At 66.3% G+C, this 23,743-nt stretch carries 20 protein-coding genes and 1 tRNA gene; 9 read left to right on the top strand and 12 right to left on the bottom strand.

The genetic code is table 11. From position 1 onward, the window contains the following. From J4G12_01165 to J4G12_01145, 5 genes are all read right to left on the bottom strand, one after another. Positions 1 to 188, bottom strand: a 188-nt coding sequence (locus J4G12_01165) for a hypothetical protein (protein MCE2454417.1), incomplete at its 3' end; no start/stop codon positions are given. Positions 189 to 242: 54 nt separating this feature from the next. Then, positions 243 to 2,240 carry a M1 family metallopeptidase gene (locus tag J4G12_01160; GenBank protein ID MCE2454416.1) on the bottom strand — a complete coding sequence of 666 codons (1,998 nt, stop codon included), beginning with the start codon at positions 2,238 to 2,240 and terminating at the stop codon, positions 243 to 245. 84 nt (positions 2,241 to 2,324) lie between these two features. Next, on the bottom strand, positions 2,325 to 3,233 hold the full coding sequence (locus J4G12_01155; protein MCE2454415.1) for an MBL fold metallo-hydrolase: 909 nt from the start codon (positions 3,231 to 3,233) through the stop codon (positions 2,325 to 2,327). Beyond that, positions 3,220 to 4,530, bottom strand: coding sequence for a citrate synthase (locus tag J4G12_01150; GenBank protein MCE2454414.1), 1,311 nt, complete (start codon positions 4,528 to 4,530; stop codon positions 3,220 to 3,222). Before J4G12_01150 ends, J4G12_01155 begins: the two co-directional genes overlap by 14 nt. 56 nt (positions 4,531 to 4,586) lie before the next feature. Then, positions 4,587 to 4,669: transfer RNA gene (locus tag J4G12_01145), tRNA-Leu, on the bottom strand. Positions 4,670 to 4,919: 250 nt separating this feature from the next. On the opposite strand from J4G12_01145, the gene acnA reads away from it, so the two are divergent. Further along, complete coding sequence (acnA, locus tag J4G12_01140) at positions 4,920 to 7,634, top strand: aconitate hydratase AcnA (protein MCE2454413.1); 2,715 nt, start codon at positions 4,920 to 4,922, stop codon at positions 7,632 to 7,634. A 13-nt stretch (positions 7,635 to 7,647) separates the two neighbouring features. On the opposite strand, the gene J4G12_01135 is transcribed toward acnA, so the two are convergent. The 3 genes from J4G12_01135 to J4G12_01125 are packed head-to-tail and all read right to left on the bottom strand — an operon-like array spanning position 7,648 to position 10,893. Further along, positions 7,648 to 8,481, bottom strand: a complete 834-nt coding sequence (locus tag J4G12_01135; GenBank protein ID MCE2454412.1) for a hypothetical protein — start codon at positions 8,479 to 8,481, stop codon at positions 7,648 to 7,650. A gap of 15 nt (positions 8,482 to 8,496) precedes the next feature. Next, positions 8,497 to 9,492 (bottom strand): flotillin-like protein FloA, encoded by a 996-nt coding sequence (floA, locus tag J4G12_01130; protein MCE2454411.1) that lies wholly within the window; start codon positions 9,490 to 9,492, stop codon positions 8,497 to 8,499. Beyond that, positions 9,493 to 10,893, bottom strand: coding sequence for a nodulation protein NfeD (locus tag J4G12_01125; GenBank protein ID MCE2454410.1), 1,401 nt, complete (start codon positions 10,891 to 10,893; stop codon positions 9,493 to 9,495). 332 nt (positions 10,894 to 11,225) lie between these two features. On the opposite strand from J4G12_01125, the gene J4G12_01120 reads away from it, so the two are divergent. From J4G12_01120 to J4G12_01085, 8 genes are all read left to right on the top strand, one after another. Continuing rightward, entirely contained in the window at positions 11,226 to 12,350 is a 1,125-nt protein-coding gene (locus J4G12_01120) for a hypothetical protein (protein MCE2454409.1), read from the top strand. Positions 12,351 to 12,503: 153 nt separating this feature from the next. Continuing rightward, positions 12,504 to 13,304, top strand: a complete 801-nt coding sequence (locus tag J4G12_01115; GenBank protein MCE2454408.1) for an enoyl-CoA hydratase/isomerase family protein — start codon at positions 12,504 to 12,506, stop codon at positions 13,302 to 13,304. A gap of 7 nt (positions 13,305 to 13,311) precedes the next feature. Beyond that, on the top strand, positions 13,312 to 14,784 hold the full coding sequence (locus J4G12_01110; protein ID MCE2454407.1) for an aldehyde dehydrogenase family protein: 1,473 nt from the start codon (positions 13,312 to 13,314) through the stop codon (positions 14,782 to 14,784). 2 nt (positions 14,785 to 14,786) lie between these two features. Further along, positions 14,787 to 15,989: a thiolase family protein gene (locus J4G12_01105; protein MCE2454406.1), complete on the top strand. Its 1,203-nt coding sequence runs from the start codon at positions 14,787 to 14,789 to the stop codon at positions 15,987 to 15,989. Next, positions 15,986 to 16,879, top strand: a complete 894-nt coding sequence (locus J4G12_01100; protein MCE2454405.1) for a 3-hydroxyacyl-CoA dehydrogenase family protein — start codon at positions 15,986 to 15,988, stop codon at positions 16,877 to 16,879. Before J4G12_01105 ends, J4G12_01100 begins: the two co-directional genes overlap by 4 nt. Continuing rightward, positions 16,876 to 17,658, top strand: a complete 783-nt coding sequence (locus J4G12_01095) for an enoyl-CoA hydratase/isomerase family protein (GenBank protein MCE2454404.1) — start codon at positions 16,876 to 16,878, stop codon at positions 17,656 to 17,658. Before J4G12_01100 ends, J4G12_01095 begins: the two co-directional genes overlap by 4 nt. A gap of 41 nt (positions 17,659 to 17,699) precedes the next feature. After that, entirely contained in the window at positions 17,700 to 17,984 is a 285-nt protein-coding gene (locus tag J4G12_01090) for a hypothetical protein (protein MCE2454403.1), read from the top strand. A gap of 407 nt (positions 17,985 to 18,391) precedes the next feature. After that, complete coding sequence (locus J4G12_01085) at positions 18,392 to 19,378, top strand: hypothetical protein (GenBank protein ID MCE2454402.1); 987 nt, start codon at positions 18,392 to 18,394, stop codon at positions 19,376 to 19,378. Positions 19,379 to 19,509: 131 nt separating this feature from the next. On the opposite strand, the gene J4G12_01080 is transcribed toward J4G12_01085, so the two are convergent. From J4G12_01080 to J4G12_01065, 4 genes are all read right to left on the bottom strand, one after another. Next, on the bottom strand, positions 19,510 to 20,430 hold the full coding sequence (locus tag J4G12_01080) for a squalene/phytoene synthase family protein (GenBank protein ID MCE2454401.1): 921 nt from the start codon (positions 20,428 to 20,430) through the stop codon (positions 19,510 to 19,512). Between the two features lie 102 nt (positions 20,431 to 20,532). Continuing rightward, positions 20,533 to 21,351 (bottom strand): ABC transporter permease, encoded by an 819-nt coding sequence (locus tag J4G12_01075; protein MCE2454400.1) that lies wholly within the window; start codon positions 21,349 to 21,351, stop codon positions 20,533 to 20,535. Positions 21,352 to 21,431: 80 nt separating this feature from the next. Then, on the bottom strand, positions 21,432 to 22,649 hold the full coding sequence (locus J4G12_01070) for an ABC transporter permease (protein MCE2454399.1): 1,218 nt from the start codon (positions 22,647 to 22,649) through the stop codon (positions 21,432 to 21,434). Beyond that, positions 22,646 to 23,704 (bottom strand): ABC transporter substrate-binding protein, encoded by a 1,059-nt coding sequence (locus J4G12_01065; protein MCE2454398.1) that lies wholly within the window; start codon positions 23,702 to 23,704, stop codon positions 22,646 to 22,648. The genes J4G12_01070 and J4G12_01065 overlap by 4 nt, the downstream gene beginning before the upstream one ends. Between the last annotated feature and the right edge of the window lie 39 nt (positions 23,705 to 23,743).

Raw genomic sequence — 23,743 nt, 5'->3', positions numbered from 1 at the left:
AGCTCCGCCCGTCCGCGAACGCCGCCCCGGGCATCGAGCAGCTCCGCCCGTCCGCGAACGCCGCCCCGGGCATCGAGCAACTCGGCCCGTCCGCGAACGCCGCCCCGGGCGTCGAGCAGCTCCGCCCGTCCGCGAACGCCGCCCCGGGCGTCGACCGGGTCCTCACGGTCGAGCAGGCCGACCGGCAAGCGCGGCTCGGGGCGCTAGCTAACAGGCGGAAGGGCGGCGTTCCTTCCGTCCGGCTAACCGCGAGGCCAGATATTGTTGTCTCGGTCGGAGTCGGGGGCGGTTCCTGACGGGTCGATTTCCACCCTCACCACCGACCCGACCGAAGGCGACATCTCGATCAAATACTCTCCGTTGCCCTCGAGCCAGTGTTCGACGGGTATCGCGAACTCCAAGATCTCGCCGGACGAGGTCGTGACGCGAACGGAGGTCGGGAACGGTGCGAAACCGCGGTCTTCGATCGTCACCGCAGGTCCTGCGCCCGCTCCCGTCCTCACCATGCCCACTGCGTGGTCCATCGGCCATGGTTCGAAGAAATAGCCGCTCCAGAACCAGTCCAGATCCTGCTCGGCGAAGCGTTCGAAGGTGTTGAAGAAATCCCACGGAGTCGGGTGTTTGTAGGCCCACTCGTCGATGAAGGTGCGGTAGGCGTTGTCGAAGGCTTCCTTCCCAATCAGCTCGCGGAGCGCGACCATCAGAGCTGCAGGTTTCACGTACGCGGCAACGCCGTAGGCGGGACCGGGCGGGAAGGCGTCCGAGTGCCGCATCATGGATGCCTCCAATCCGGCGTGCGCCACCTGCAGGTAGCTGCGTGCCTCGACCCTGTGATGGTCGACGCCCGGCCAGAACTCCATGCGGCTCTCGCCCTCCAGAAAGGTGGTGGCGCCCTCGTCCATCCACGCGTAGGCCTTTTCGTTGGTGCCGACGATCATCGGGATCCACATGTGCCCGATCTCGTGGGAGGTGACGTTGAAGAGGTCCTGTTCACCGCCTCCCTCGTACGACCCCATGACGGTGAGCATCGGGTACTCCATCCCGCCGCCGATGATGTCCGCGCCTTCGACCGAGGTCATGTGGGGCCAGGGATACGGGAAACCGGTGTAGTCCGAATGGTGCTCGATCGAGAACTTCGCCCAGCGCCATTGCTCTTCCCATAGCGGCGCCCGTTCGGGCCGCCAGAAGGAATGCACCAAGGTGCGATCGTCCTCTCCGTCGCCGTCCACGTCTCCGACCACCGCCGACACCGCATCCCAGTTCTGAACGTTGGAGGCGGTCCACGCGAAATCGCGCACCTGCGTGGCGCTGAAACGATAGGTAAGCCAGCCGTTGACCCCCTCGCGAGTCACGGCGCCAATTCCCCGTTCCCCGCGGCCGGCGATGACCACGCGTGAGTCGGATTCGCGGGCTTCGGCCAGGCGTTCGAGAGTCAGGGCCGAAAAAACCTCCTGCGGATTTTGCAGCTCCCCGGTTCCCATCACCGTCCATCCTTCCGGCACCGAGATCTCGACCGAGTAGTCGGCGAAGCCGTCGTAGAACTCTCCCCTGCCCAGGTAGGGGTCGACGTTCCAGATGCGCAGGTCGTCCAGAACCGCCATCTTGGGGAACCAGTACCCGATGAAGTAGACTTCGCGTTCGGAGCGCCCCATGCGTCCCGCTCCGCTCTCCGGCACGACGAAGTCGAAATCCATCGTGATTTCCATGGAATCCCCGGCCTGGAGAGGCTCCCGGGGCGCGATTTCCATCAAGGTCCCGGCGATGTGGTACCCTGTCTGACCGGGGGTGATCGGGTCGTCGAGCTCCTCCAGCGGGTCGCCGTCCACGGCGACGCCGCGCACGTTGATGCCTCCCGTTATCTCGACGGGCTCCTCCCTGGGAACCCCTTCGGAATGAAGGTTCTGATGGAGGTGCAGCCAGACCGTGGGAAATCGTCCTGGCGCCGCGCTCGCGTAGAGTATGCGCACGCTGCCTTCCACTCGGGATTCGTCGGGAAAAAGCCTGGCCGCGAGCTCGTAGGTGCCGCCCTGGATCCAGTAGTCCTCGCCGGGCGAGCCGTCCCTGTCTCTCCATCCCCGCTCGTAGGCGCGCTGCATGAAGGGTGGAGTGACGACCGGCGGCGGTACCGCGCGCAGGCGGGTTGTGTCCTGGGCCGATGCGGCAGGGGAAGCCGCAGTAAGCGGCAGGCAGGCGAGCAGCGCCATGATCTTGGCGACATGCGCGATCTGTTCGAATGTCATCGTGCGGTTCCTCCGGAATCGCGGAGTTGCTGCGGTCGCCTCCACTTAGGGAGTCGCACCGATTGCCGGGCGGTCCGCGGACCGCTAGGGGTTTCGCTCCAGGTAAAAGACGACGCCGGCCCAGTCGGTTCGCGCGGGAAAGGTGTCGAAATATCGCTTCATCGCCTTCCGGTCGGAGTCATCTCGCCCCACCGACTGCTCGGCCAGCGCTCTCTCGTGGTAGCGGGCGCCCGCCCCGTCGTCGTTCCTGGCCATGGCTTGACGTACTTCGGCCTCGAGCTTGCACAGTCGGTCGGCCAAATCGGTGCGACGCTTCTCGAAGTCGGAATGCGTTCCGAAGTGCGTGGCCGCGAAACGCTCGATTCCGAAAGCGGCCAGCGCGGCGAGCGTGTTCTCCCATGCTCGGAGATCGACGGCAGGCGGAGGCGTGGGAGGGTGGGTCGGTCCGCCTCCCAGCACGATCCCCATGGAATCGCCGGAGTAGAGGGTGCCTTCCCCCTCGTCGAGGTAGGCGAGATGATGGGAAATGTGACCGGGAGTGTGAATCGCCCTGAGCCGTCCCAGCCGCCAGCCGAGCCCGACCGCCTCGACCCTGCTCCCGGCCGCCGGCAAGACCTCGCCCCAGAGCTCGTCGTGCATCGCGCCGAAGGTCCTGCGCGTGCTCGCCACAAGTCGGGTGGGATCGATCAGGTGAGGAGCGGCGTCGGCGTGAAGCCACACCTTGGCCTGCGGGAAACGTCTGAGAAGATGGCCGGTCGCTCCGGCATGGTCGAGATGGACGTGCGTCAGCAGCACGTGCCTGAGATCGTCTCGGCCGACACCCCGAGCCGCCAGCTCGTCCACGAGTCTGTCGACGGTCGTGGACGGACCGGGATCGACTATCGTCGGCCCTTCGGCATCGAGCAGATAACAGGCGATCGCTCCTCCGTTTCCCTGATGGCGGAGATCGATCAGGGTCAGGTCGCCTACCGCCGTGGGGTCATTCCCGGGCATCCACGCCCACGTACGGCCTCTCGTCGTGACCCACGTAGACCTGTCGAGGTCTCGCGATGCGCTGCTCGGGATCTCGAAGCATCTCGTCCCACTGCGTCAACCAACCGACCGTGCGCGGAACGGCGAAGAGCACGGGGAACATCCCCATCGGAAGACCGATCGCCTGATAGATGAGTCCGGAGTAGAAATCGACGTTCGGGTAGAGGTTGCGGGAGATGAAGTAGTCCTCGTCGAGAGCGATGCGCTCGAGCTCGACGGCGACATCGAGAAGCGGATTGCGCCCTGCTACCTGAAATACCTCGTCGGCGGCACGCTTGATGATGCTGGCGCGCGGATCGTAGGCGCGGTAAACCCGGTGTCCGAAGCCCATGAGTCTTTCCCGTTTGTCCTTCACGCCGTCGAGGAACTCGGGAATCCGGTCGACGGTGCCGATCCGGCGCAACATGCGCAGAACCGCCTCGTTGGCTCCGCCGTGGAGCGGTCCGGACAGGGCGCCGATCGCGCCCGCCAGCGCCGAATAGGGGTCGGCGTGAGACGAGCCGATCACCCGCATCGCCGTCGTCGAGCAGTTCTGCTCATGGTCGGCGTGGAGAACGAAAAGCAGGTCGAGGGCCTTCTCGAAGACCGGGTTGGGGTCCCGCTCGCCGTCGTCGCTGTCGAAGAGCATATGAAGGAAGTTGCCGGCATAGCTCCCGCCGACCGGGGCCAAATAGGGCTCTCCCAAACTCCGGCGAAATGCGTGAGCGGCCAGCGTCGGCATCTTGGCGATGAGCTTGACGGTCTCGCGCCGGCGAGCCTCGGGATCGGTCACATCGCGGGCCTCCGGCGAGACCGCCGCCAAGGCGCTCACTCCGGTCATGACCATCGCCATGGGCGATGCCGCGTGCGGGAACGAGTCGAAGAGGCCGTCCATGTGCGCCGGCAAGGCGTACTCGGCCGCGACCGTCTTCTCGAAGGCTTCCAGTTCGTCCGCCGTCGGAAGTTCCCCGTTGAGGATCAGGAAGGACACCTCCAGGAAGCTCGACCGCTCCGCAAGCTGGTCGATCGGGTAGCCTCGGTGGCGCAAGACGCCCTTGCCGCCGTCGACGTAGGTTACGGCGGAGCGTGTGCTCGCCGTGTTCGAAAAGGACGGATCGTACGACATCATGCCGAAATCCGAATCCTCGACTCTGATTCTCCTAAGGTCCATGGCGCGAACCACGTCGCCCTCGAGAATCTGAGAGGCATATTCCCTCCCGGTGCGGTCGTCCCGCATTCTCAGAGTGGGGCTCTTCTCAGCTCCTGCTTCCGCTTCCATCAGGTGTTCCTCACAGTGGAGCCGCGATGGGCTCGATCGACTCAGTTGTCATGGCATACCGGGGGCGGGAATCGAACCCGCACGTCCTTGCGGACAGCGGCTTTTGAGGCCGCCGCGTCTACCGTTCCGCCACCCCGGCCCGAACGCGCGTACGGCACGCCAATCCCGGGCGGGACTAATCGGCCCGTGGGCAAAGCCTCCCACCAACAGCGCGACCTTGCATTCTCTTCGCCGCTCTCGGTACTAGCGCGAGTTTTCGCCACGAACTGCTATATGGTCGCACTTCGCCCCGCCCGCGTCAAGGCTTCGCGCGAGTTTCGCCACGAGCTGCCAGGCACAAAATTACGAGCCGACGGTAGTGCCCAGCAGCAACCCCAGCCGGAGACATTGTGAGCCATCCATCCGCCACAGACCCTTTCGGAACCCTCGTATCTCTCGACCTCGCCGAAGGGAGCGCCTCGTGCCACCGTCTGGGCGGCCTCGAGGATGCGGGTATCGTCGACGATCTTGCCGCTCTGCCCTTCACCATCCGAGTGCTCCTCGAGAACGCGCTTGGCCTCCTCGGCGGGGCGACCACCGCGGCCCATGTGGAGGCGGTGGCCGCCTGGAGTCCGGAGACCTCCGGCTTCGAGCTCCCCTTCATGCCCGCCCGCGTCGTACTCCAGGATTTCACCGGCGTCCCGGCCGTGGTGGATCTCGCCGCTATGCGCGACGGTATCAAGGCTCTGGGGGGCGACCCGGATCGCATCAACCCGGTCGTGCCGGTAGACCTGGTCATCGACCACTCGGTCCAAGTGGATCACTTCGGCTTCGCCGACGCCTTCCGACTCAACGTGGAGCGCGAGTTCGAACGCAACCGGGAACGCTACGCGCTGTTACGCTGGGCGCAACAGGCCTTCGACAACTTCTCCGTGGTGCCGCCGGGCACCGGCATCGTACATCAGGTGAACCTCGAACACCTGGCTTCGGTGGTCCACCGAAACGAGAGCGGCGGGCCGATGCTCTACCCCGACACGCTCGTCGGCACCGACTCGCACACGACGATGGTGAACGGTCTCGGCGTGCTGGGATGGGGCGTGGGCGGCATCGAGGCGGAGGCGGTCATGCTCGGGCAGCCCTACTACATGCTGCTTCCCGAGGTGGTCGGCGTGCGCTTGAGCGGATCCCTGCCGCGCGGCTCCACCGCGACCGACCTCGTCCTGAGGGTTACCGAGCTGCTCCGCGAGCACGGCGTGGTGGGGCGCTTCGTCGAATACCACGGTCCGGGTCTGGATGCGCTCTCGCTTCCCGACCGCGCGACCCTAGCCAACATGTCGCCCGAGTACGGGGCCACCGTCGGTTTCTTTCCGGTGGACGCCCAAGCGCTCGCATACCTGCGTGGCACCGGCAGAAGCGAGGCTCACATCGAGCGGGTGGAACGCGCCTCCAGAACGATGGGGCTCTTCCGCACCGACGGGACGCCGGACCCCCGGTACACCTCCTCGGTGGCGCTCGACCTCGGTTCGGTCGAACCGTCGCTCGCCGGACCCAGGCGACCTCAGGACCGGATCCGCATGAGCGAGATGCGCGAAAGCTTCACCCGCGACCTCCCCGGCCTCCTGCCCGCCGGCGCGTCCGCGAACGGAAGAAGCGCGGCGTCGAACGGCTCGGGAACGGAGCGCACCGCCGGCTCGCTCGACCACGGCAGCGTGGTGATTGCGTCCATTACGAGCTGCACCAACACTTCCAACCCCTCCGTGATGGTCGGCGCCGGTCTGCTCGCGAAGGCGGCGGTCGAGCGCGGTCTCTCGGTTCCCGATGCCGTGAAGACGGCGATGGCGCCCGGGAGCGGCGTGGTTACGGACTATCTCGAGCAGGCCGGACTCCTTCCCTACCTCGAAGCCCTGGGCTTTCACGTTGTGGGCTACGGCTGCATGACCTGCATCGGCAACAGCGGTCCGCTGCCCGTCGCCGTGCAGCGCGAGGTCGAGGATGGAGGATTGGTGGTGGCGTCGGTGCTCTCCGGCAACCGTAATTTCGAAGCTCGGATCCATCCGGCGGTCCGCGCCAACTACCTCGCCTCGCCGGTCCTGGTAGTGGCCTACGCGATCGCCGGGCGGGTCGATATCGATCTGAGCGCCGAACCACTCGGTACGGGCTCCGACGGCAGCGCAGTCTTTCTCTCAGACATCTGGCCGTCTCCCGAGGAGGTCAGGGACACCATCTCCGCCTCGCTGAAGCCGGAGATGTTCGCGAAACGCTACGCCCGCGTGGCCGACGGCGACGCCAACTGGCGCAACCTGCCTCTTCCCGAGGAGGGAGGGCTATTCGAGTGGGAACCGGAATCGACATACGTTCGCTATCCTCCGTTCTTCGAAGGCATGGCTTCGGACGCGACTCCCCCGACCGACATCCGCGGTGCGCGGACGCTGGCGGTGCTGGGGCAGTCGGTCACCACGGACCACATCTCGCCGGCCGGAGCCATAGCCAAGGCGGGATCGGCCGGCAGCTACCTGCGTTCGCTGGGAGTCGCGGTGAAGGATTTCAACACCTTCGGTGCGCGGCGCGGCAACCACGAGGTGATGATGCGGGGCACCTTCGCGAACGTGCGCATCAGAAACCTTCTGCTCGGCGGACGCGAGGGCGGCCGCACCATCCATCATCCCAGCGGCGAGGAGATGAGCATCTACGCCGCCGCTCTGAGATACCGGGAGGACGGGACGCCGCTGGTGGTGCTGGCGGGAGCGGAGTACGGCACGGGCAGCTCGAGGGACTGGGCCGCCAAGGGTACCGCGCTACTCGGCGTGCGCGCCGTGATCGCCGAGAGCTACGAGCGCATCCACCGCAGCAATCTCGTCGGGATGGGCGTGCTGCCTTTGGAATTCATGCCGGGTGAAAGCCCCGGCGCGCTCGGTCTGGACGGCACCGAGGTGTACGACGTGCTCGGCATCGAGAACGGGCTCGCGCCTCGGGCCGAAGTGGACATCGTCGCACGGGGCGACGGCCGTGAAACCCGATTCGGCGCCGTGGCCCGTCTTGATTCCGAGGTGGACGTCCGCTACTACCGGGAAGGGGGTATCCTGCGGGCGGTGCTGCGGCAGATGACGAAGGAGGAGGTCGTCTAGCGGCCTGCAGGTCTCACGAGCGTGGGTCGGCGGGATCCTTCCTGGTGCCGGCGGGCGGCCCGAACACCTCCCGGAGGATGATCGCGTTCCTGAGGGAGCGCGAATCCGAGCCGGCGAGCATGGCCCGAACGTCGCTTCCCGGGGAGCGCTTCTCCGCCTTGAGTCCCCATCGCGAGGGGGCTCGGGTGGAAGGGGCGGTTCCGTAGCCCCGGCTCCGCCGGTGGAGCGGGTGGTCTCTTCTCGCGACCGAGGTCGCTTCGGCGGCAACAGGACGGCGGGTGCGGACGGACGTCGGCTGCCGGTCCCGCCGCTCCGTTGCGGCGGGCGCCCGAAAGTCGGGCGGCGCCACGTCCCGCGAGGCCGGGGCGGCCCTGTGGCGCTCGGGAACCCGCCGCCGCGCGGAGCTCGCGCTTCCGCCGCCGTGCTCGGAGGCGCCTCTGTAGGCAGGTACGCCCCGGCCTCCGGAGCCTCGCCGGCCCGGAGGGCGCGGAGCCGTATCCTGCCGGCTGCTCGGTGGCGGCACGGTCGGAGTCTCGAGCCCGGGTGGTTCGACACCGAGCCCGAGCTGCTTCAGCATCAGTCGCACCGCATCGGGATCTTCCGCGACTTCCGTGCGCGACCGCGGTCTGGTCTCAACCGGGACCGACGCGACCGACGGAGGCGACCCGTCAGACCGCCCCGTCGTCTCTTTCGTCGCGGCCCGTTCCGCCACCGCCGAGGGTGTGTCGCCTTGGGCCTCGCGACGTTCGATCTCCTCGAGCTCGGCCCTCTGGCGTTTCTGCTTGTTCTTCTTGTTCATGGCGTCGAAGAGCGTCGCCAGAACAGCCAGAATTACGAGATACTCCATGGTTCGCGGGGTCGGTCAGCTTCCCTGTTCGCCGCCGGTGTCGTCCGGAGCGGCGATTGACCGTCTCATGGAGGTGTCCGCCTCGACGTTCTGGTACTTGACGTAGTCCATAATGCCGAGATTGCCGGAACGGAAGGCGTCGGCTATGGCGAGCGGCACCTGGGCCTCGGCCTTGACCACCTCGGCCCTCATTTCGGCCACCCTGGCCGTCATCTCCTGCTCGGAGGCGACCGCCATGGCTCTGCGCTCTTCCGCCCTGGCCTGGGCCACCCTCTTGTCGGCCTCCGCCTGATCGGTCTGGAGCTCGGCACCTATGTTCTTGCCCACATCCACGTCGGCGATGTCGATCGAGAGGATTTCGAAGGCCGTGCCCGAATCGAGCCCCTTCTGCAGGACCGTCTGCGAGATGGCGTCCGGGTTCTCGAGCACTCCCTTGTGGGTTCCCGAGGAACCGATCGTGGAGACGATGCCCTCGCCCACGCGGGCCAGAATGGTCTCCTCGCCCGCGCCGCCCACGAGACGATTGATGTTGGCGCGCACGGTCACCCGGGCGAGAGCGATGAGCTGGATGCCGTCCTTGGCCATAGCCGCGACCTTGGGCGTGTTGATGACCTTGGGGTTGACCGAGACCTGCACCGCCTCGAAAACGTCTCGCCCCGCCAGATCGATGGCCGCCGCCTGATTGAAGGAGAGCTCGATGTTCGCCTTGTCGGCCGAGATCAGCGCCCGCACCACCCTGTGCACCTGACCTCCGGCAAGATAGTGGGCCTCCAAGTCGGCGATCTCGAGGTCGAGACCCGCCTTGGTGGACCAGATGAGAGGGCGCACCACCGCCGGCGGCGACACCTTGCGGAGACGCATACCGACCAGATAGCCGATGCCCACCCGGACGCCCGCCGAGATCGCCTCGATCCAAAGACGCACCGGCACGGCCCACAGGAAGACGCCGGCCACGAAAATGAGTGCGAAGACACCCATCAGGCTGAAGAGAGAGTCGAGATTGTTTTCCATTTATCCGTCCTGATCGAGACTTGGTTGAGGTGGAGGAATCCGCTCCCGGGTCACGGGGCGGACGACCTGGCGGTAACCCTCCGCCGAGATTACCTCGACCTGGGTTCCCGCATCGATCCATTCCGAATCCGACACCACGTCGACGCGCTCTCCGTGGATGAGAGCGGTACCCGACGGGCGCAGATCGGTGACCGCCTGACCCCGTCGTCCCACCAGTTCGGAGCGCACGTGCTGCGACTCGAAGCCCGTGCTTCGGTCCATGCGACGGCCCAGGAAGATCGAACTGCGCAGAAGCGTCGCGCTGCCGGGTAGCTTGTACACGAGCACACCGCCGGTCACGACGGTGGCGAGCAGCACAACGGTGAGAACCATACCTGCCCTGGTGAAGTCGACGGCCAGCGGGAGCGAACCCAGCAGGCCCATGTAGATGCCCCCGACCACGCCGAGCAGCCCCAGAATCCCGAAAATGCCGAATCCGGGCAGCAGCAGGACCTCGACGGCGATGAGCACGAGCCCAGCCGTGAAAATAAGCACATCTTCGATTCCGGCCAGACCCAGTATCAGATGGGAGCCGAAGAAGAGGAAAAGAGCGACGGCGCCGGCCGCTCCCGCGAGGCCGAAACCGGGCGACTTGATCTCGGTGATGAGCCCGAGGACACCGATGGAGAGCAGCAGGGAGGTTATGGCCGGATTCGCCAGAAAGCGCACGAAGTGCTCGGCCCAGTTCACCTCCATGAGCACGACCTCCGAAGCGGCGAAACCCAGGTCGGCGAGGAGGGCGTCGAGGTTTTCCACCTCATCGGCGTATCCCACCTCCACCGCCTCTTCCGTCGTAAGCGTAAGGAGTTTTCCCGCTTCGCTCACACCCTCAACCGCGACAGATTCGTCTACCATGGCTTCAGCCACGTCGGGGTCGAGTCCCCGGAGCTCGGCGATGGCGCGCATCTCACTGCGCATGGCCGAAACGTACTTCTCCGGCGCCTTTTCGGTACCGAGAACCGGAGTCGCTGCGCCGATCACGGCTCCCGGCCGCATGCGGACGCCATCGGTGGCGAGCGCGATCATGGCGCCGGCCGAGAACGCTCGTCGGTTGACGAAGGCGTAGACGGGCGTCTCGGAATCGGTGACCGCGTCCACTATGCGCTGAGCGGCGTCGACCCGCCCGCCCGGGGTGTCGATCTCGAGCACGACCACACCGGCCCCACGTTCGACCGCCTCCCTGATCGACCTCTCTATGAAGGGCGCGAGTCCGTGCTCGATCTCGCCTGTCACGGGGACGACCAGAACCGGGCCGGATTCCTGTGAATCGGGGAGGATCCAAGCCCCGAGCGCAAGCGCAGCGGCGATCGCCGAGACCGCTCTCCGCAGAGTCGAATCCGTGACCATTTCCGAAAACTTCATATTGTCTGGATTGGTGTTGAAAATGCGACGCGAGCTCCCTTGGCCCGTAAGTTACGGAATACGGACAGGCTAGGACGTCGCGGAGTACGACGGCGCCGAAACGCGAGCTTCCTCGTCCCGTAAGTTACGTACTCCGAGCCGGCGTCCTTCACCGCCCGCCCGCCAAGTACGACCCTCCTCGACGGATCCTCCCCGACATGTTCAGACCGACCGGCACGAACTCAAGTCCGCGCTCCCATGAACGCGGTCTCCCACGGCGCGGCGGCCGAGCGGTCCGCAGGCGTTGCGCACCTCTCATCCGGTGGGTGGCGAGAACAGCGTTCATCTGCTCGATGTCGTTTGCACTCCACGCCCTCGCACCCACGACCGGGAGGGCCCAGAGCTCAGCCGACTCGGCGTCGATCCTACTCGGGGCCGCCGAATCCTTCCAACGGGCGGGAGACGAGGAGGTGGCGTCCGCGCTCTACGAATTCATTCTCTTGAAGTTCCCCGACACACCGGTCGCGGAGCTGATTCGAGACCGCGTCGGCCAGGCGACGATCGGCAGCGGCTCTCTCGAGCTCCGGGTCTGGTCGACCATGTACGGACTCTTTCTGGGGGTGATGATTCCGGTCGCTCTGGACGCCGACGGGACCGAGCCTTACGGCGTCGGCATTCTGTTGGGCGGGCCGGCGGGCTTCTTTGGTGGACGGGCGCTCTCCGGAAGACGTCCCTACACGATGGGACAGGCGCGGGCGATCACATGGGGCGGAACCTGGGGGGCGATACAGGGAGGGGGCTGGTCCTTCGTCGCCCGGGAACGTGTCGACGACGGAGCGACCATCGCCGGCAGCGGCGTCGGACTCCTGGCGGGTCTGCTGCTGGCCAGGCGGGACGTCACCGAAGGGGTGGCCGAGACCGCAAGCCTCGGCAGTCTGTGGGGCATGTGGTTCGGCACGGCTGCGGGGGCGCTCTTCGATCTCGACGACGGCGACCGCATGGCGGCCGCGCTCATCACCGGGAATGTCGGCCTGATCGCGGGTGCGGGATTGGCTCACGGGGTGGGGTTGAGCCGCAGTCAGGCGCGCGCGGTCAGCTTGGTCGGAGTGCTCGGAGGCGCGGTCGGTTTGGGTGTAACCCTCATCGCGCGACCGGAGGCCGACAGATCGTGGTTGGCACTCCCGCTTGCCGGCAGCGTGGCCGGCCTTGTAGGCGGCGCGGTTTTCAGCAGGTCCGATTCGGAGATCCTGCCGGAGGCGACGGTCCGGGCTTCCCTACTGTTGGATAGATCGAACCCGAGGGCGGCGCCACCCGCCTCCGGTGTCCTGGCCGCCGGCTCTCTCATCGCATGGCACGAAAACGAACTCTCCCTTGGGCTGCCGATTCCGACGCCGGTACGTCTGGAGAGCGACCCTCCACCCCACCTCGACGACGCAGGCGTTTCCTGGCGGATCTCGTTGGTGAACATCCGCTTCTGACGGTCCGTGGACGATCCGCGCGTGGAGTCGAGAACGGCTGAGAGGTTCGTCGACCTCATGGAGTCTTGACATCGATCAGGTGAACCAGCCGGGAACAGGTGTGTAAGGCTTCCCGACTCGCCGTCGGCGACCTCTCACCGCTACCCACGGACCATGGCCGAAAACACCCTAGTTCACCTCGATGTGAAGGACAGGATCGCCCTTCTGACGCTCGACGATCCTCCTGCGAACACCTACACCCACGAGATGATGCGTCAGCTCGACGAGCACATCGTGAGCGTGCGCTTCGACAAGGAGGTCGAGGTCGTGGTCATTACCGGCAAAGGCGACCGCTTCTTCTGCGCCGGCGCGAACATCAACATGCTCGACAGCGCCGATCCGGACTGGAAGTACTGCTTCTGCCTCCACGCCAACGAGACGCTCAACCGTCTGGAGCAAACGCCCAAGCTCGTGATCGCGGCTCTTAACGGACACACGGTCGGGGGCGGCCTCGAAATCGCGATGGCCGCCGATATCCGGCTTGCGCGCAAGGACGCGGGCAAGGCCGGTCTGCCGGAGGTGAACCTGGGTGTGCTGCCGGGAACGGGCGGCACCCAGCGCCTCGCGCGCATCGTCGGCAAATCCCGCGCCATCCAGCTCATGGCGGAGGGAAGCACCTTCCCGTTCGAACGGGCGGAAGAGCTCGGTATCGTCAACGAGGTGATCGAAGCCGATTCGACGGAGGCGTTCGTGGAGGCGGTCCTGAATTACGCCGCCGGCTTCACGACGCCCGGCAAGGCGAGCAAGGCGGTCGGGCTTATCAAGCGGTCGGTACAGACCGGCGCCGAGGTGCCCTTCGAACTGGCGCTCGCACTCGAACGTGAGCTCCAGGCCCAGCTGTTCGCGTCGAGCGACGCCGGCGAAGGACTCTCCGCCTACGTGCAGAAGCGAAGGGCCAATTTCACCGGGAAGTAACCGCCGCATGGACGAACCCAAGGCACCGGTCCCGGGCGACGGAAAGCTCTGGATCGCCAACGAGTGGCGCGAGGCGGTTTCCGGTAAGAGCTTCCTTACGCGCAATCCCGCCACCGGCGAGGTGATCGCCGAGGTCGCCCTGGCCGAGAACGCCGACATCGACAGCGCGGTAGAGGCGGCGAAGGCGGCCGCGGTCAGGGGAGGAGAGTGGGCCGCCGCCGAAGGGGCCGAACGGGCGGAGCTCCTGTGGCGACTCGCCGGCGCCATCGAGGCCGAGGCCGACCTGCTCGCCCGCCTGGAGACCTTGGACAACGGCAAGCCCTACTTCGAGTCGCGCTTCGTCGATATCCCCATGGTCGTCCGTGTCTTCCGCTACTTCGCAGGGCTCGCCGACAAGGTGCAGGGCGCGACCATTCCCGTGCAGGGAGCCTTCCTCAATTACACTCTCCGCGAGCCCGTTGGCGTGGTCGGGTGCATCGTCCCCTGGAATTTCCCGCTCTCGCTCGCGAGCTGGAAGGTCGCTCCGGCTCTCGCCACCGGCAACGCGGTGGTGCTCAAGCCGGCGGAGCAGACGCCGCTCACCGCGCTGCGTCTCGGCGAGCTCGCAGCCGAGGTCGGTTTCCCGGCCGGAACCCTCAACGTGGTGCCCGGCTACGGCGAGGGAGCCGGCGCGGCCCTGGTGGAGCATCCGCTCGTGGACGCCATCTCCTTCACCGGTTCCACGGAGGTCGGCAAGAAGGTCATGCGGGCGGCGGCCGAGACCCTGAAGAAGATCTCGCTCGAGCTCGGCGGCAAATCTCCCAACATCGTCTTCGCCGACTCCGATCTGAAGGCGGCTCTCAAGGGAGCGACCATGGGAGTCTTCTACGGCAAGGGCGAGGTGTGCGCCGCAGGTTCCCGCGTGCTGGTCGAGCGAGCGGTGTACGACGAGTTCGTGGAAAACTACGCCGGTTCGACGGCGTTCATGCCCGTGGGCGATCCCTTCGACCGCGCGACCCGCATCGGCGCGATAGTGAGCGAAGAGCAGCTCGAGCGGGTCATGGCTTATGTGGAGGCGGGAAGGAACGAAGGCGCCCGTCTAGTCGCTGGAGGCGAGAGGCGCACGGTGAACGGCAGGGGCAACTTCGTGGAAGCCACGGTGTTCGCAGACGTCGAGCCGGAGATGAAGATTGCCCGTGAAGAGATCTTCGGCCCGGTCGCCGCCGTGATCCCCTTTGACGATGTGGATGACGCCGTCGCGAAGGCCAACGACACCATCTACGGTTTGGCGGCAGGGGTTTGGACTCGCGACACGGGCAAGGCTCATCGGGTCGCGGCGGCCCTCGATGCCGGTGTGGTCTGGGTCAACGCGTACAATCGTTACGACGCCTCTTCTCCGTTCGGCGGCTTCAAGATGAGCGGTTTCGGGCGGGATCTCGGCTACGAATCGGCGCTCGAGAAATACACCCAGACCAAGAGCGTCTGGGTCGCGCTCGACTGAAGATGGGTGCGCGGGAGGTCTGGGTCCTGGCTGCGGTCAGAACCCCCATCGGCCGCCACGGCGGTGCGCTCGCCTCCGTGCGCCCCGACGATCTGGCGGCGGTCGCGGTGGAAGCCCTCGTCGAACGCTCCGGCATCGATCCCGCTATCGTCGACGACGTGATCATGGGCTGCGCAAACCAGGCCGGCGAAGACAATCGAAATGTCGCTCGCATGGCCGCGCTCCGCGCCGGACTCGGGGTGGGCGTCCCGGGCCAGACCGTGAACCGGCTATGCGGCTCGGGCATGCAGGCGATAATCGCGGCGGGTCACGCCATCGCGGCCGGAGAGGGCGACCTTTTCATCGCGGGCGGTGTGGAAAGCATGAGTCGCGCCCCCCTGGTAATGCTCAAGGCGGAGAAAGCGTTCGCAAGGGGCGTGCCTGAGTTCGCCGACACCGTGCTGGGATGGCGGTTCGCGAACCCCGCGTTCTCCTCCGATTGGACGGTGAGCCTGGGCGAGACCGCCGAGCGGGTGGCGGAGGTTCGCTCGGTCACGCGGGAGCTTCAGGACGAATTCGCGGTAAGGAGCCAGAAGGCGGCTCACGCCGCAATGGAAGCCGGGCGTTTCGACGCCGAGATCGTACCGGTGGAAATCAAGCGCCGGCGCGGAGTCGAGATGGTCGACCGCGACGAACACCCGAGACCTGGAACCGACATGGAGGAACTGGCCCGTCTGCGTCCCGTTTTCCGTGCGGACGGCTCCGTGACCGCCGGCAACTCCTCAGGCCTGAACGACGGTGCTGCGACCCTCCTGCTCTCCTCCTCGACTCGGGGGCGCGAACTCGGTCTCGAGCCGATGGCGCGCTTCGTCGGATCGGCTCTGGCGGGAGTCGAGCCGGACCTGATGGGACTCGGCCCGGTGTCGGCTAGCGGAAGGGCGCTTCGTCGAGCCGGCTGGGAGGCGTCGGAGATCGAGCTTGCGGAGGTAAACGAGGCCTTTGCGGCCCAAGCCGTCCCTTGCGTCCGAGAGATCGGCCTCGATCCCGATACCGTCAACGTGAACGGGGGCGCGATCGCGCTCGGCCATCCGCTCGGTTGCTCGGGGGCGCGCATCGTGACGACGCTCGTGCACGAGATGAAGCGGCGCGGCAGCGCCAAGGCCCTCGCGACCATGTGCATCGGTGTCGGACAGGGTATCGTCACGCTCTGGGAGGGTACGTCATGAAGATCGAGCGCGCGGCGGTCATCGGAGCCGGTACCATGGGTCACGGCATCGCGCAAGTGTGCGCGCAGGCCGGATGCGAGGTCAGGGTTTACGATCCCGCACCCGGCGGGTGGAGCAACGCTCGCGACCGCATCCGGGCCAACCTCGACAAGGGAGTCTCCTTGGGGAAGCTCAGCGAGACGGACCGCGACAAGACGCTCTCCTTGATCGAGTCCGCGCCCAGCGTAAGGGAAGCGGTCGACGAGGCCGACCTGGTCGTAGAAGCCGCGCCCGAGGTGGCAAAGGTCAAACGGCGCATCCTAGCCGAATTGAACGGAGCGTTGACCGATACCGCCGTCGTCGCCACCAACACCTCCTCGCTTTCCGTCGCCGGGCTGGCTCCTGGCGCGCCCGAACCGACGCGCTTCGTGGGGATGCACTTCTTCAATCCCGTCCACATCATGCGGCTGGTGGAGGTCGTGGCCGGCCCCGAGACCTCCCCCGACACGGTGGCGATCGCGGTCGCGTTCTCGGAACGCCTGGGCAAGGATCCCATAGTCGTCAGGGATTCCCCCGGCTTCGCCTCTTCTCGTCTCGGCATCGCCCTGGGCATGGAGGCCATTCGGATGGTCGAGGAGGAGGTGGCTTCGCCGGCGGACATCGACAAGGCGATGAAGCTGGGGTACGGCCATCCGATGGGGCCGCTTCGACTTACCGATCTCGTGGGGCTGGACGTGCGGCTCGCCATTGCCGACTATCTCCACGAGGAACTCGGTTCCTCAAGTTTCACGCCCCCGACGCTTCTGCGCGAGATGGTCGCCGAGGGCAGGCTCGGGAAGAAGTCGGGAAGGGGGTTTTACCATTGGCCGAGGGAGGAGGACGCCAAGACGACCGCAGGTGACGCCGAGTGACGGCCCCCACGGTTATCGTCGAACGTCCGCACGAGGGCGTCGCCGTGGTGACCTTGAATCGACCCGAGAGGTTGAACGCGCTCAACTCCGAACTGCGCGCGCGACTCTGCGAAGCCTTCGACTCCCTGGGCTCCGACGAGGAGGTCCGGACCGTCGTGCTTTGCGGCGCCGGCAATCGCGCCTTCGCCGCTGGAGCCGACATCCGGGACTTCGCGGCCCGATCGCCCGAAGAGCAGAGAGCGACCTACATGGCCAGACGGGTCTTCGAGACCGTTGCCGACTTCGAGCTGCCGGTAATCGCCGCCCTGCATGGATATTGCATCGGTGGAGGGACCGAACTCGCGCTCGCCTGCGACATGCGCGTGGCGGATTCCGGTACGCTCATCTCACAGGCGGAGATCAGGCTGGGACTCATTCCGGGCGGTGGCGGGAGTCAGCGTCTGCCCCGGCTAGTCGGGAGAGGCTGGGCGTCGATCATGTGCTTCACCGGCGACTTCGTGGGCAGCGACGACGCCCTGCGCATCGGCCTCGTCGACGAGGTTACGGCGCCCGGCGAGCATCTGGAGCGGGCGCTGGAGATCGCCCGGCGGATCGCGCGCTGGAGTCCGGTCGCGCTTCGGCTCGCGAAGCGGGCGCTCAGGCAGGCGTTCGAACACCCGCTCGCCGACGGACTTTTGCTGGAGAAGGATCTCTTCATGGAAGCCTTCGCCTCCGAGGACGGCAGGGAGGGCGTGCGCGCCTTCATCGAGAAGAGGAGACCGGAGTTTCGCGGAAGATAAGGTCGGCCGCACCCCGGCGACCGGCTCGGGGTCGGTTTCCAGTGGTCGCGCTCGGCGGAGCGGCGGTGTTCGGGGTCGGCCTGAACGAGCGGACGGCGCTCGTCATCCAAGGCGCCGCGGCCTCGGTCCACGGACCTGCGGTGCGGGGCGTCTATTTCTACGAACATCCGGGCTCGGCCGAGATGTTTCCCGGAGTCGCCCTCACCATGGACGTAATGCGACGGCTCCGGATAGCCGCTGGAGGTTCGGTCGCCTGGCCTCCGGATTTCGGCTCGGCCGGCACGGATGAGATCGCGGTTCGCGAGGGAGTCGTCGGAAACCTCTGAAAGCGGATGGCGACGCTCTCATGTCGACGTCGTCCCAAAACGCCATCCTTTTGCCCCGTTCCGGCATGTAGGTTACCGGATGCAGTCACGTCAGGCAGGTCTCACATCGAGGTTCGAATACCTCATCCGCTAGGCGGCGCCTCCATTCAGCCTTTTCAAAGGAACGACAAATGTGCCAATGCAACGTATCCGGCTGGGTGGCCCGCACCAGCGCGGCCAACCCCGTCCCCCCGCTCAACCCGCGACACCGGCGCCCTCGCCGCCGCTCGCGTTTCGCAGCGGCGAGATCGGATGGCGGAGCCCTTCCCTCTTCTCTCCCCACGCTCCTCGTCGGCACCCTCCTCCTGGCAAGCTGCCAGGCCGGTGACTCCAGGGGAGGTGCGGATGCCGGTGCGACCGATTTACCGATGACCGAGGTCAGCGCACCCCCCGAGGCCATCCTCCACGCGGAGGTGCTCTCGGCATCGGCGGCGGCGCGCGTGGGCGGCGACTGGTTCGTCCTCGACGGCTTGGCCGGACGCCTTCATCGAGTCGACAGCGATGCCGGTCTCGTGTCCAGTTTCGGCCGTAGCGGCGAAGGGCCGGGTGAACTGGAACTGCCGATCGATATTTCGTCCTACGGTCCGAATGTCGCGGTACTCGACGGCTTGATCATCGAGATATTCGACACGGAGGGCAATCATCTGGACGAGCGACGGTTCTCGATGAACGATTGTCCCATGCCCGCCCTCAGGAAGCTGGTCGAGCTCGACACCGGACTCGCGGTCCGTTACGGCTGCTACCCGGGCCGGGATGCCGATCGAGTCGCGATCGCGACGGACGAGGGCGGATGGCTGGAGGTGATCGGGGAGGATCCCTTAGGTATTCAAGAGGCGCTCGCAGGACTTTCGACGGACCTGAGCCGGTTCCATCCCGTCATGGCCGCGTACGACGGCGGCTTCGTAATGGGTTACGCGGAGGACGAATGTCTGACCGCCTACGCGCTCAACGGCGTCAAAACCGGGGATGTCTGCCACTCCCGCCTTCCTCGGCATCCTTTGCCGGACAACGCGCTCGGGGCGATCCAGACCCAGCTCCTGGAAGACCGAGAGGCGTCGGAAGGAGAATTGGCGGCGCTCGAAGAGATCATGGCCGACATGACTCTGCCGAAGAGCTTACCACCCTTCGATTTCGCGATCGGCGGCGAAGAGGGCCTCATCTACAGAATGCTCGTTCCGCGATCGGAAGATCCGCTGGATTCGGCCGCGACGCTCGGGGTTCTCTCGGAGGATGGATTCCTGCGCTGGCCGGTTCCCGCAGCCGATTACCTGTTCACCGACGGGATCTCCATCCTAGCCGGGTGGCAGGAGCTCGAGGGCGTGCGAATCGAGGTGTACGATGTCTCGGGGCTGTAGCGGCCGTCCGTGGAATATCCGGTCGCTTGCACCGTTCTCCGGGCTCGCGTGAGACTGTCCACGGGCTGCTGAAAGATCCGCGGATGCGGCGGTGCGACACGGGATCCTCAGCTCGCGTGCGGTCCACCCCATCATGACGGCCTGGGTCGGAGCAAACCCCGTGTCTTGCCACGCACCCAGGCGTTGGACCAGCCTAGTGCGAGAGTTTTCCTGACCAGGGCCGTCACCTCCGAGCGGGTCATCTTCACCGTTCCGTCGACCACCTCGCCCGGCCGCTCGCGGCAGAGCGCCAGGGTGCGCGCACCGAAGAGGAGAGGCATGACGAACGCGATTTTCAGCCGGGTGGCGGATAGCGGCAACGATGTGACCCAGGCGAGAGCTCCCTCCAGGTGGGCTTCGGCCTTGTCGGCGAGTTCCAGCACTGCGGAGACGGCGGTCTCGCGGTGCGCTTCGTCGAAGATCGAAGAAGGGGCCATACCGGGTGGGAGCATCGAGCGCGGCACGAAAATCCACCCTCGGTCGCGGTCCGAGCTCAGTCCACGCAGCACGTTTACGGTCTGGAGACCGAGCCCGAACTCTCTGGCGAGTCGCATTCGTTCTTCCAGGTCTCTGCACACCCCCTGCCAACGGAGCGCGGCTAGCGAGGTGACCAGGTGGCCGACCCGACCCGCGACCTCGTGCATGTAGTCGTCGAGGTCGTCCAGGTCGGCAAAATCGGGGCCTCGTTCGACCCAGCGCGCCATCCCGCGCGTGGTCGCGACCGTGTGGCGCACGATCAACTCCCGGGCCCGAGGCGGAAGGCGTCCGAGGCTGGCCGCTATCCTTCCGGCGGCCCGCGCCGCATGAAAATCGGGGATGGAATCTGAGGGAGAGTCGTCCAGGAGCTCTTCAAGTTCGTCGGCGTCCGCCCTCGCCTCCAGTACCGCAGCCCATAGGTCGAGAGCGCTGGTCTTGGCGGCGGCGCTCATCGCGGAGTTGTCTTCCAAATAATCCGAGACGCGGAGAACCAGGTACCCGACCGTGAGCTGCTTTCTCAATGGCCGGGGCAACATTTCGATGCTCAGCGCGAACGTTCGTGACGTCGCTCTGAGAAGGAGGCCGAGGTCGGGTTTTTCGGCTCCCGCTTGCTTGAAGGGGTCGGACATCGGTTGGACTCAGGTGGAGGCGGTCCGAGCGGCGAGCCAGCGGGTGGTCAGCAGAAGGCCGACCGCGAAGAGGATCAGCAGCGTCGCGGCGGCGAGGATGGCCGGGGAGATCTGTTCTCGGATGCCGGCCCACATCTGTCTGGGAACGGTGCGTTGGGAGACGCCGCCCAGGAAGATCACCACCACGACTTCATCGAAAGAGGTCGCGAAGGCGAAGAGTGCGCCCGAGAGGACCCCGGGAGCGATGAGCGGAAGCTGGACCTTGCGGAAGATGCGCCAGGAGCCGGCGCCCAGAGAGGCTGCGGCTCGGGTCAGATTGCGGTCGAAGCCCGCAAGTGTGGCCGTGACGGTAATGACCACGAATGGCGTTCCCAAGACGGCGTGCGCCAGGATGAGCCCTAGGTGCGATTGTCCCAGACCGGCGCGGGAATAGAAGAAGTACATGCCTGCCGCCGCGATGACGATCGGGGTGACCAGGGGTGAGAGCAGGATAGCCGTGACCGTCCTGCGCAGCGGCATGGCGGGGTTGGTGAGCCCGAAGGCGGCCAGAGTTCCCAGCGCGGTCGCCAAGAGGGTGGCGGAGCTCCCGATCACGACCGAGTTCACCAGGGCTCCGCGCCACATGCTGTCTTCGGTGATGGCCCGGTACCAGCGCAGGGAGTATGCGTCGGGGTCGAGAGCGAGCATGCCCTCGGAGAAGGTGAAGTAGGGTTCGGCGTTGAAGCTGAGCGGAACCACGACCAAGAGCGGTAGGACCAGAAAGCAGAGAACCGCCGCCGAGAACCCGAGGTAGACGCCTCTGCCGGCGCGGGCCGCCGCCCCGTTCATTCCTGCCCGCCACTCATCGCCGCCGCCGACCTCCGGGTCCAGCATCGTCGGAAAGCTGAAAGAGGTTCGTCCACGTGCCGCTACCGCAGCTCGATGCCGCTCATTCCCACGAGCCGGTCGTAAAGAACGAAGATCAGCGCCACCGCGACTAGGATGATCGCGCCCAGGGCGGCGGCGAGTCCCCAATTCAGGGATTCCTGCATGTGGTACGCGATCATGTTGGATATGAGCTGGCCCGAACTTCCTCCCACCAGCGCAGGTGTGATGTAGTAACCGGTCGCGAGCACGAAAACCAGCAGGGAGCCCGCCCCCACGCCCGGCAGGCTCTGGGGCCAGTAGACCCTCAGGAACGACCGTACCGGTCCGGCGCCCAGCGACGCCGCCGCCCGCATGTGACCTGGCGGAATGCGCTTCATCACCGAGTAGAGCGGGAGCACCATGAAAGGCAGCAGCACGTGGGTCATGGCGATGACCGTCCCGGTCATGTTGTAGACGAGCGCCAGCCGGCCGTCGTCGTCCACCAGTTTCGTCCAGACCAGAATGTCGTTGATGACGCCCTGCATCTGGAGCAGCACTATCCATGAGGTCGTGCGAGCCAGCAGCGATGTCCAGAAGGGCACCAGCACGAGGACCAGAAGGATCGTCGCCCTCCTGCCTTTCGAGTTCGCGATCAGGTGAGCGAGAGGGTAGCCCAACAGAAGGCAGATCGCGGTGACGCCCAGACTGACCGACAGGGTTCTTACAAAGAGTCGCGCATAGGCGCGCCGTTCTTCCGGAACTCGCACGACACCCTCGCCGGGCACCCGTTCCAGATCGAGAGCCGCGAGGAAGTTGCGGAGGGTGTAGCGCTCCCCTGCGACTGCGAGCGCCCGCCACGGTTCCGCTTCCGCCCATGCGGGGTCATGGGCCAGGAAGGCCGCGCGGTCGCGCGGTCCCTCGGTCTCCCGCAGCGCCCGTTCCGTCGACACGATGAGGCCGCGCGAACCGGAACGGACTCTATTCACCCGTCCCGCCACCCTGCCGATGGTCCGTTCCTCTCCGGCCTTGAAGAACTCGACGGCCAGAGCTGCGAATACCGAGTCCGCAGGCCCGTCGGCGCCGTCCCAGTCGTCGAGCAGCGAGAGTGTTTCCGGAAGCGCGTCGGCGACGACCGGGTCGTGGAAGCTGCGCACGAGTACCGTCGTGAGCGGGGCCGCGAAGGAGACCCCGACGAACGCCAGCAGCGGCAGAACCAGTAGCGCGGCCCTCGTTCGCGCGGAGAGGTCGGCCAGGGGGCGTCGGCGCCCGGGAACGATCATCGCGTGAGCCAGGCGGTGAAGCGTTCGTTCATCTCATCCTTGTGGTCCACCCACCACGAGGCGTCGAACAGCAGCACCCGCCGCATGTGGTCGGGGTGTGTGGGCATATGGTGAGCCATTTCCTCCCCGGTCTCGGCGTGGACCGAAATGAGCGGCTCCGCAGAACGACGCACCGGGGCGTAGGCGATGTAGCGCCCGACGCCGGCCTGCGAACTCGCCCGCGAGGAGAAGCGCAGGAATTCCTTGGCCTGCTGCAGGTTGGGAGTGCCGGCCACGATTACGAGCATCCCCAAGTCCAGTACCTGACCGTCCCAAATGATCGTGAAGGGCTGTCGCTCCAAGACCTGTGCGTTGAAGATGCGACCGTTGTAGGCCGTCGTCATCAGGACCTCTCCGTCCGCCAGCATCTGAGGCGGCTGGGCTCCGGCCTCCCACCAGACGACCTGGTCCTTGATTTCGTCGAGCTTGGCGAAGGCGCGCTCCACGCCACCCGGACCGCTCAAGACGGTATAGACGTCTTCCGGCGCCACCCCCGACGCCATCAGCGCGAACTCGAGATTGACCTCGGGCGTGCGCCTCATCCCTCTCCGACCCGGGAACGCCACCAGATCGAAGAAATCGTCGAGGCGCGCAGGTGGGCTGGCGCCCACGCTGGTCTCGTTGTACGCCACCACGGTGGAATAGAAGAGCGTTCCCGCACCGCATTCGGAAATGGTGCCTTCGTAGAAGTCGTCTTCGATGCTCTCTCCCCCGTCCGAAGGGGCGAGGTCTCCGGTATCGATCGGTTCGAACAGCCCCTCCTCGCAACCCCGCGTCGCGTCGGCGACGTTCATGTCCACCACGTCCCAGTGGACGCTGCCGAGGTCCACCTGCGCCCTTATCTGGGCGAGGCCGCCGTTGTAGTCCTCCAGGCTGATCGGAATCCCGGTCTCCGCCGTGAAGGGCTGATAGTATCCGAGAACGCAGGCACGGGCGTAAGAACCGCCCCAGGACACGACGGTGAGGGAGCCGTCGTCGGTGCCGCATCCGGGCGCTGCGGCGAGCAGCGCGATCATGATGCGAAGGTGACTCCGGCGGGCGGCATTTCGGTGCTC

The sequence above is a fragment of the Gemmatimonadota bacterium genome, from assembly GCA_021295815.1.
Taxonomy (GTDB): domain Bacteria; phylum Gemmatimonadota; class Gemmatimonadetes; order Longimicrobiales; family Gaopeijiaceae; genus JAGWBQ01.
Note: the sequence above shows the minus strand (reverse complement) of the source record. Positions and strands in the feature narration are given on the sequence as shown.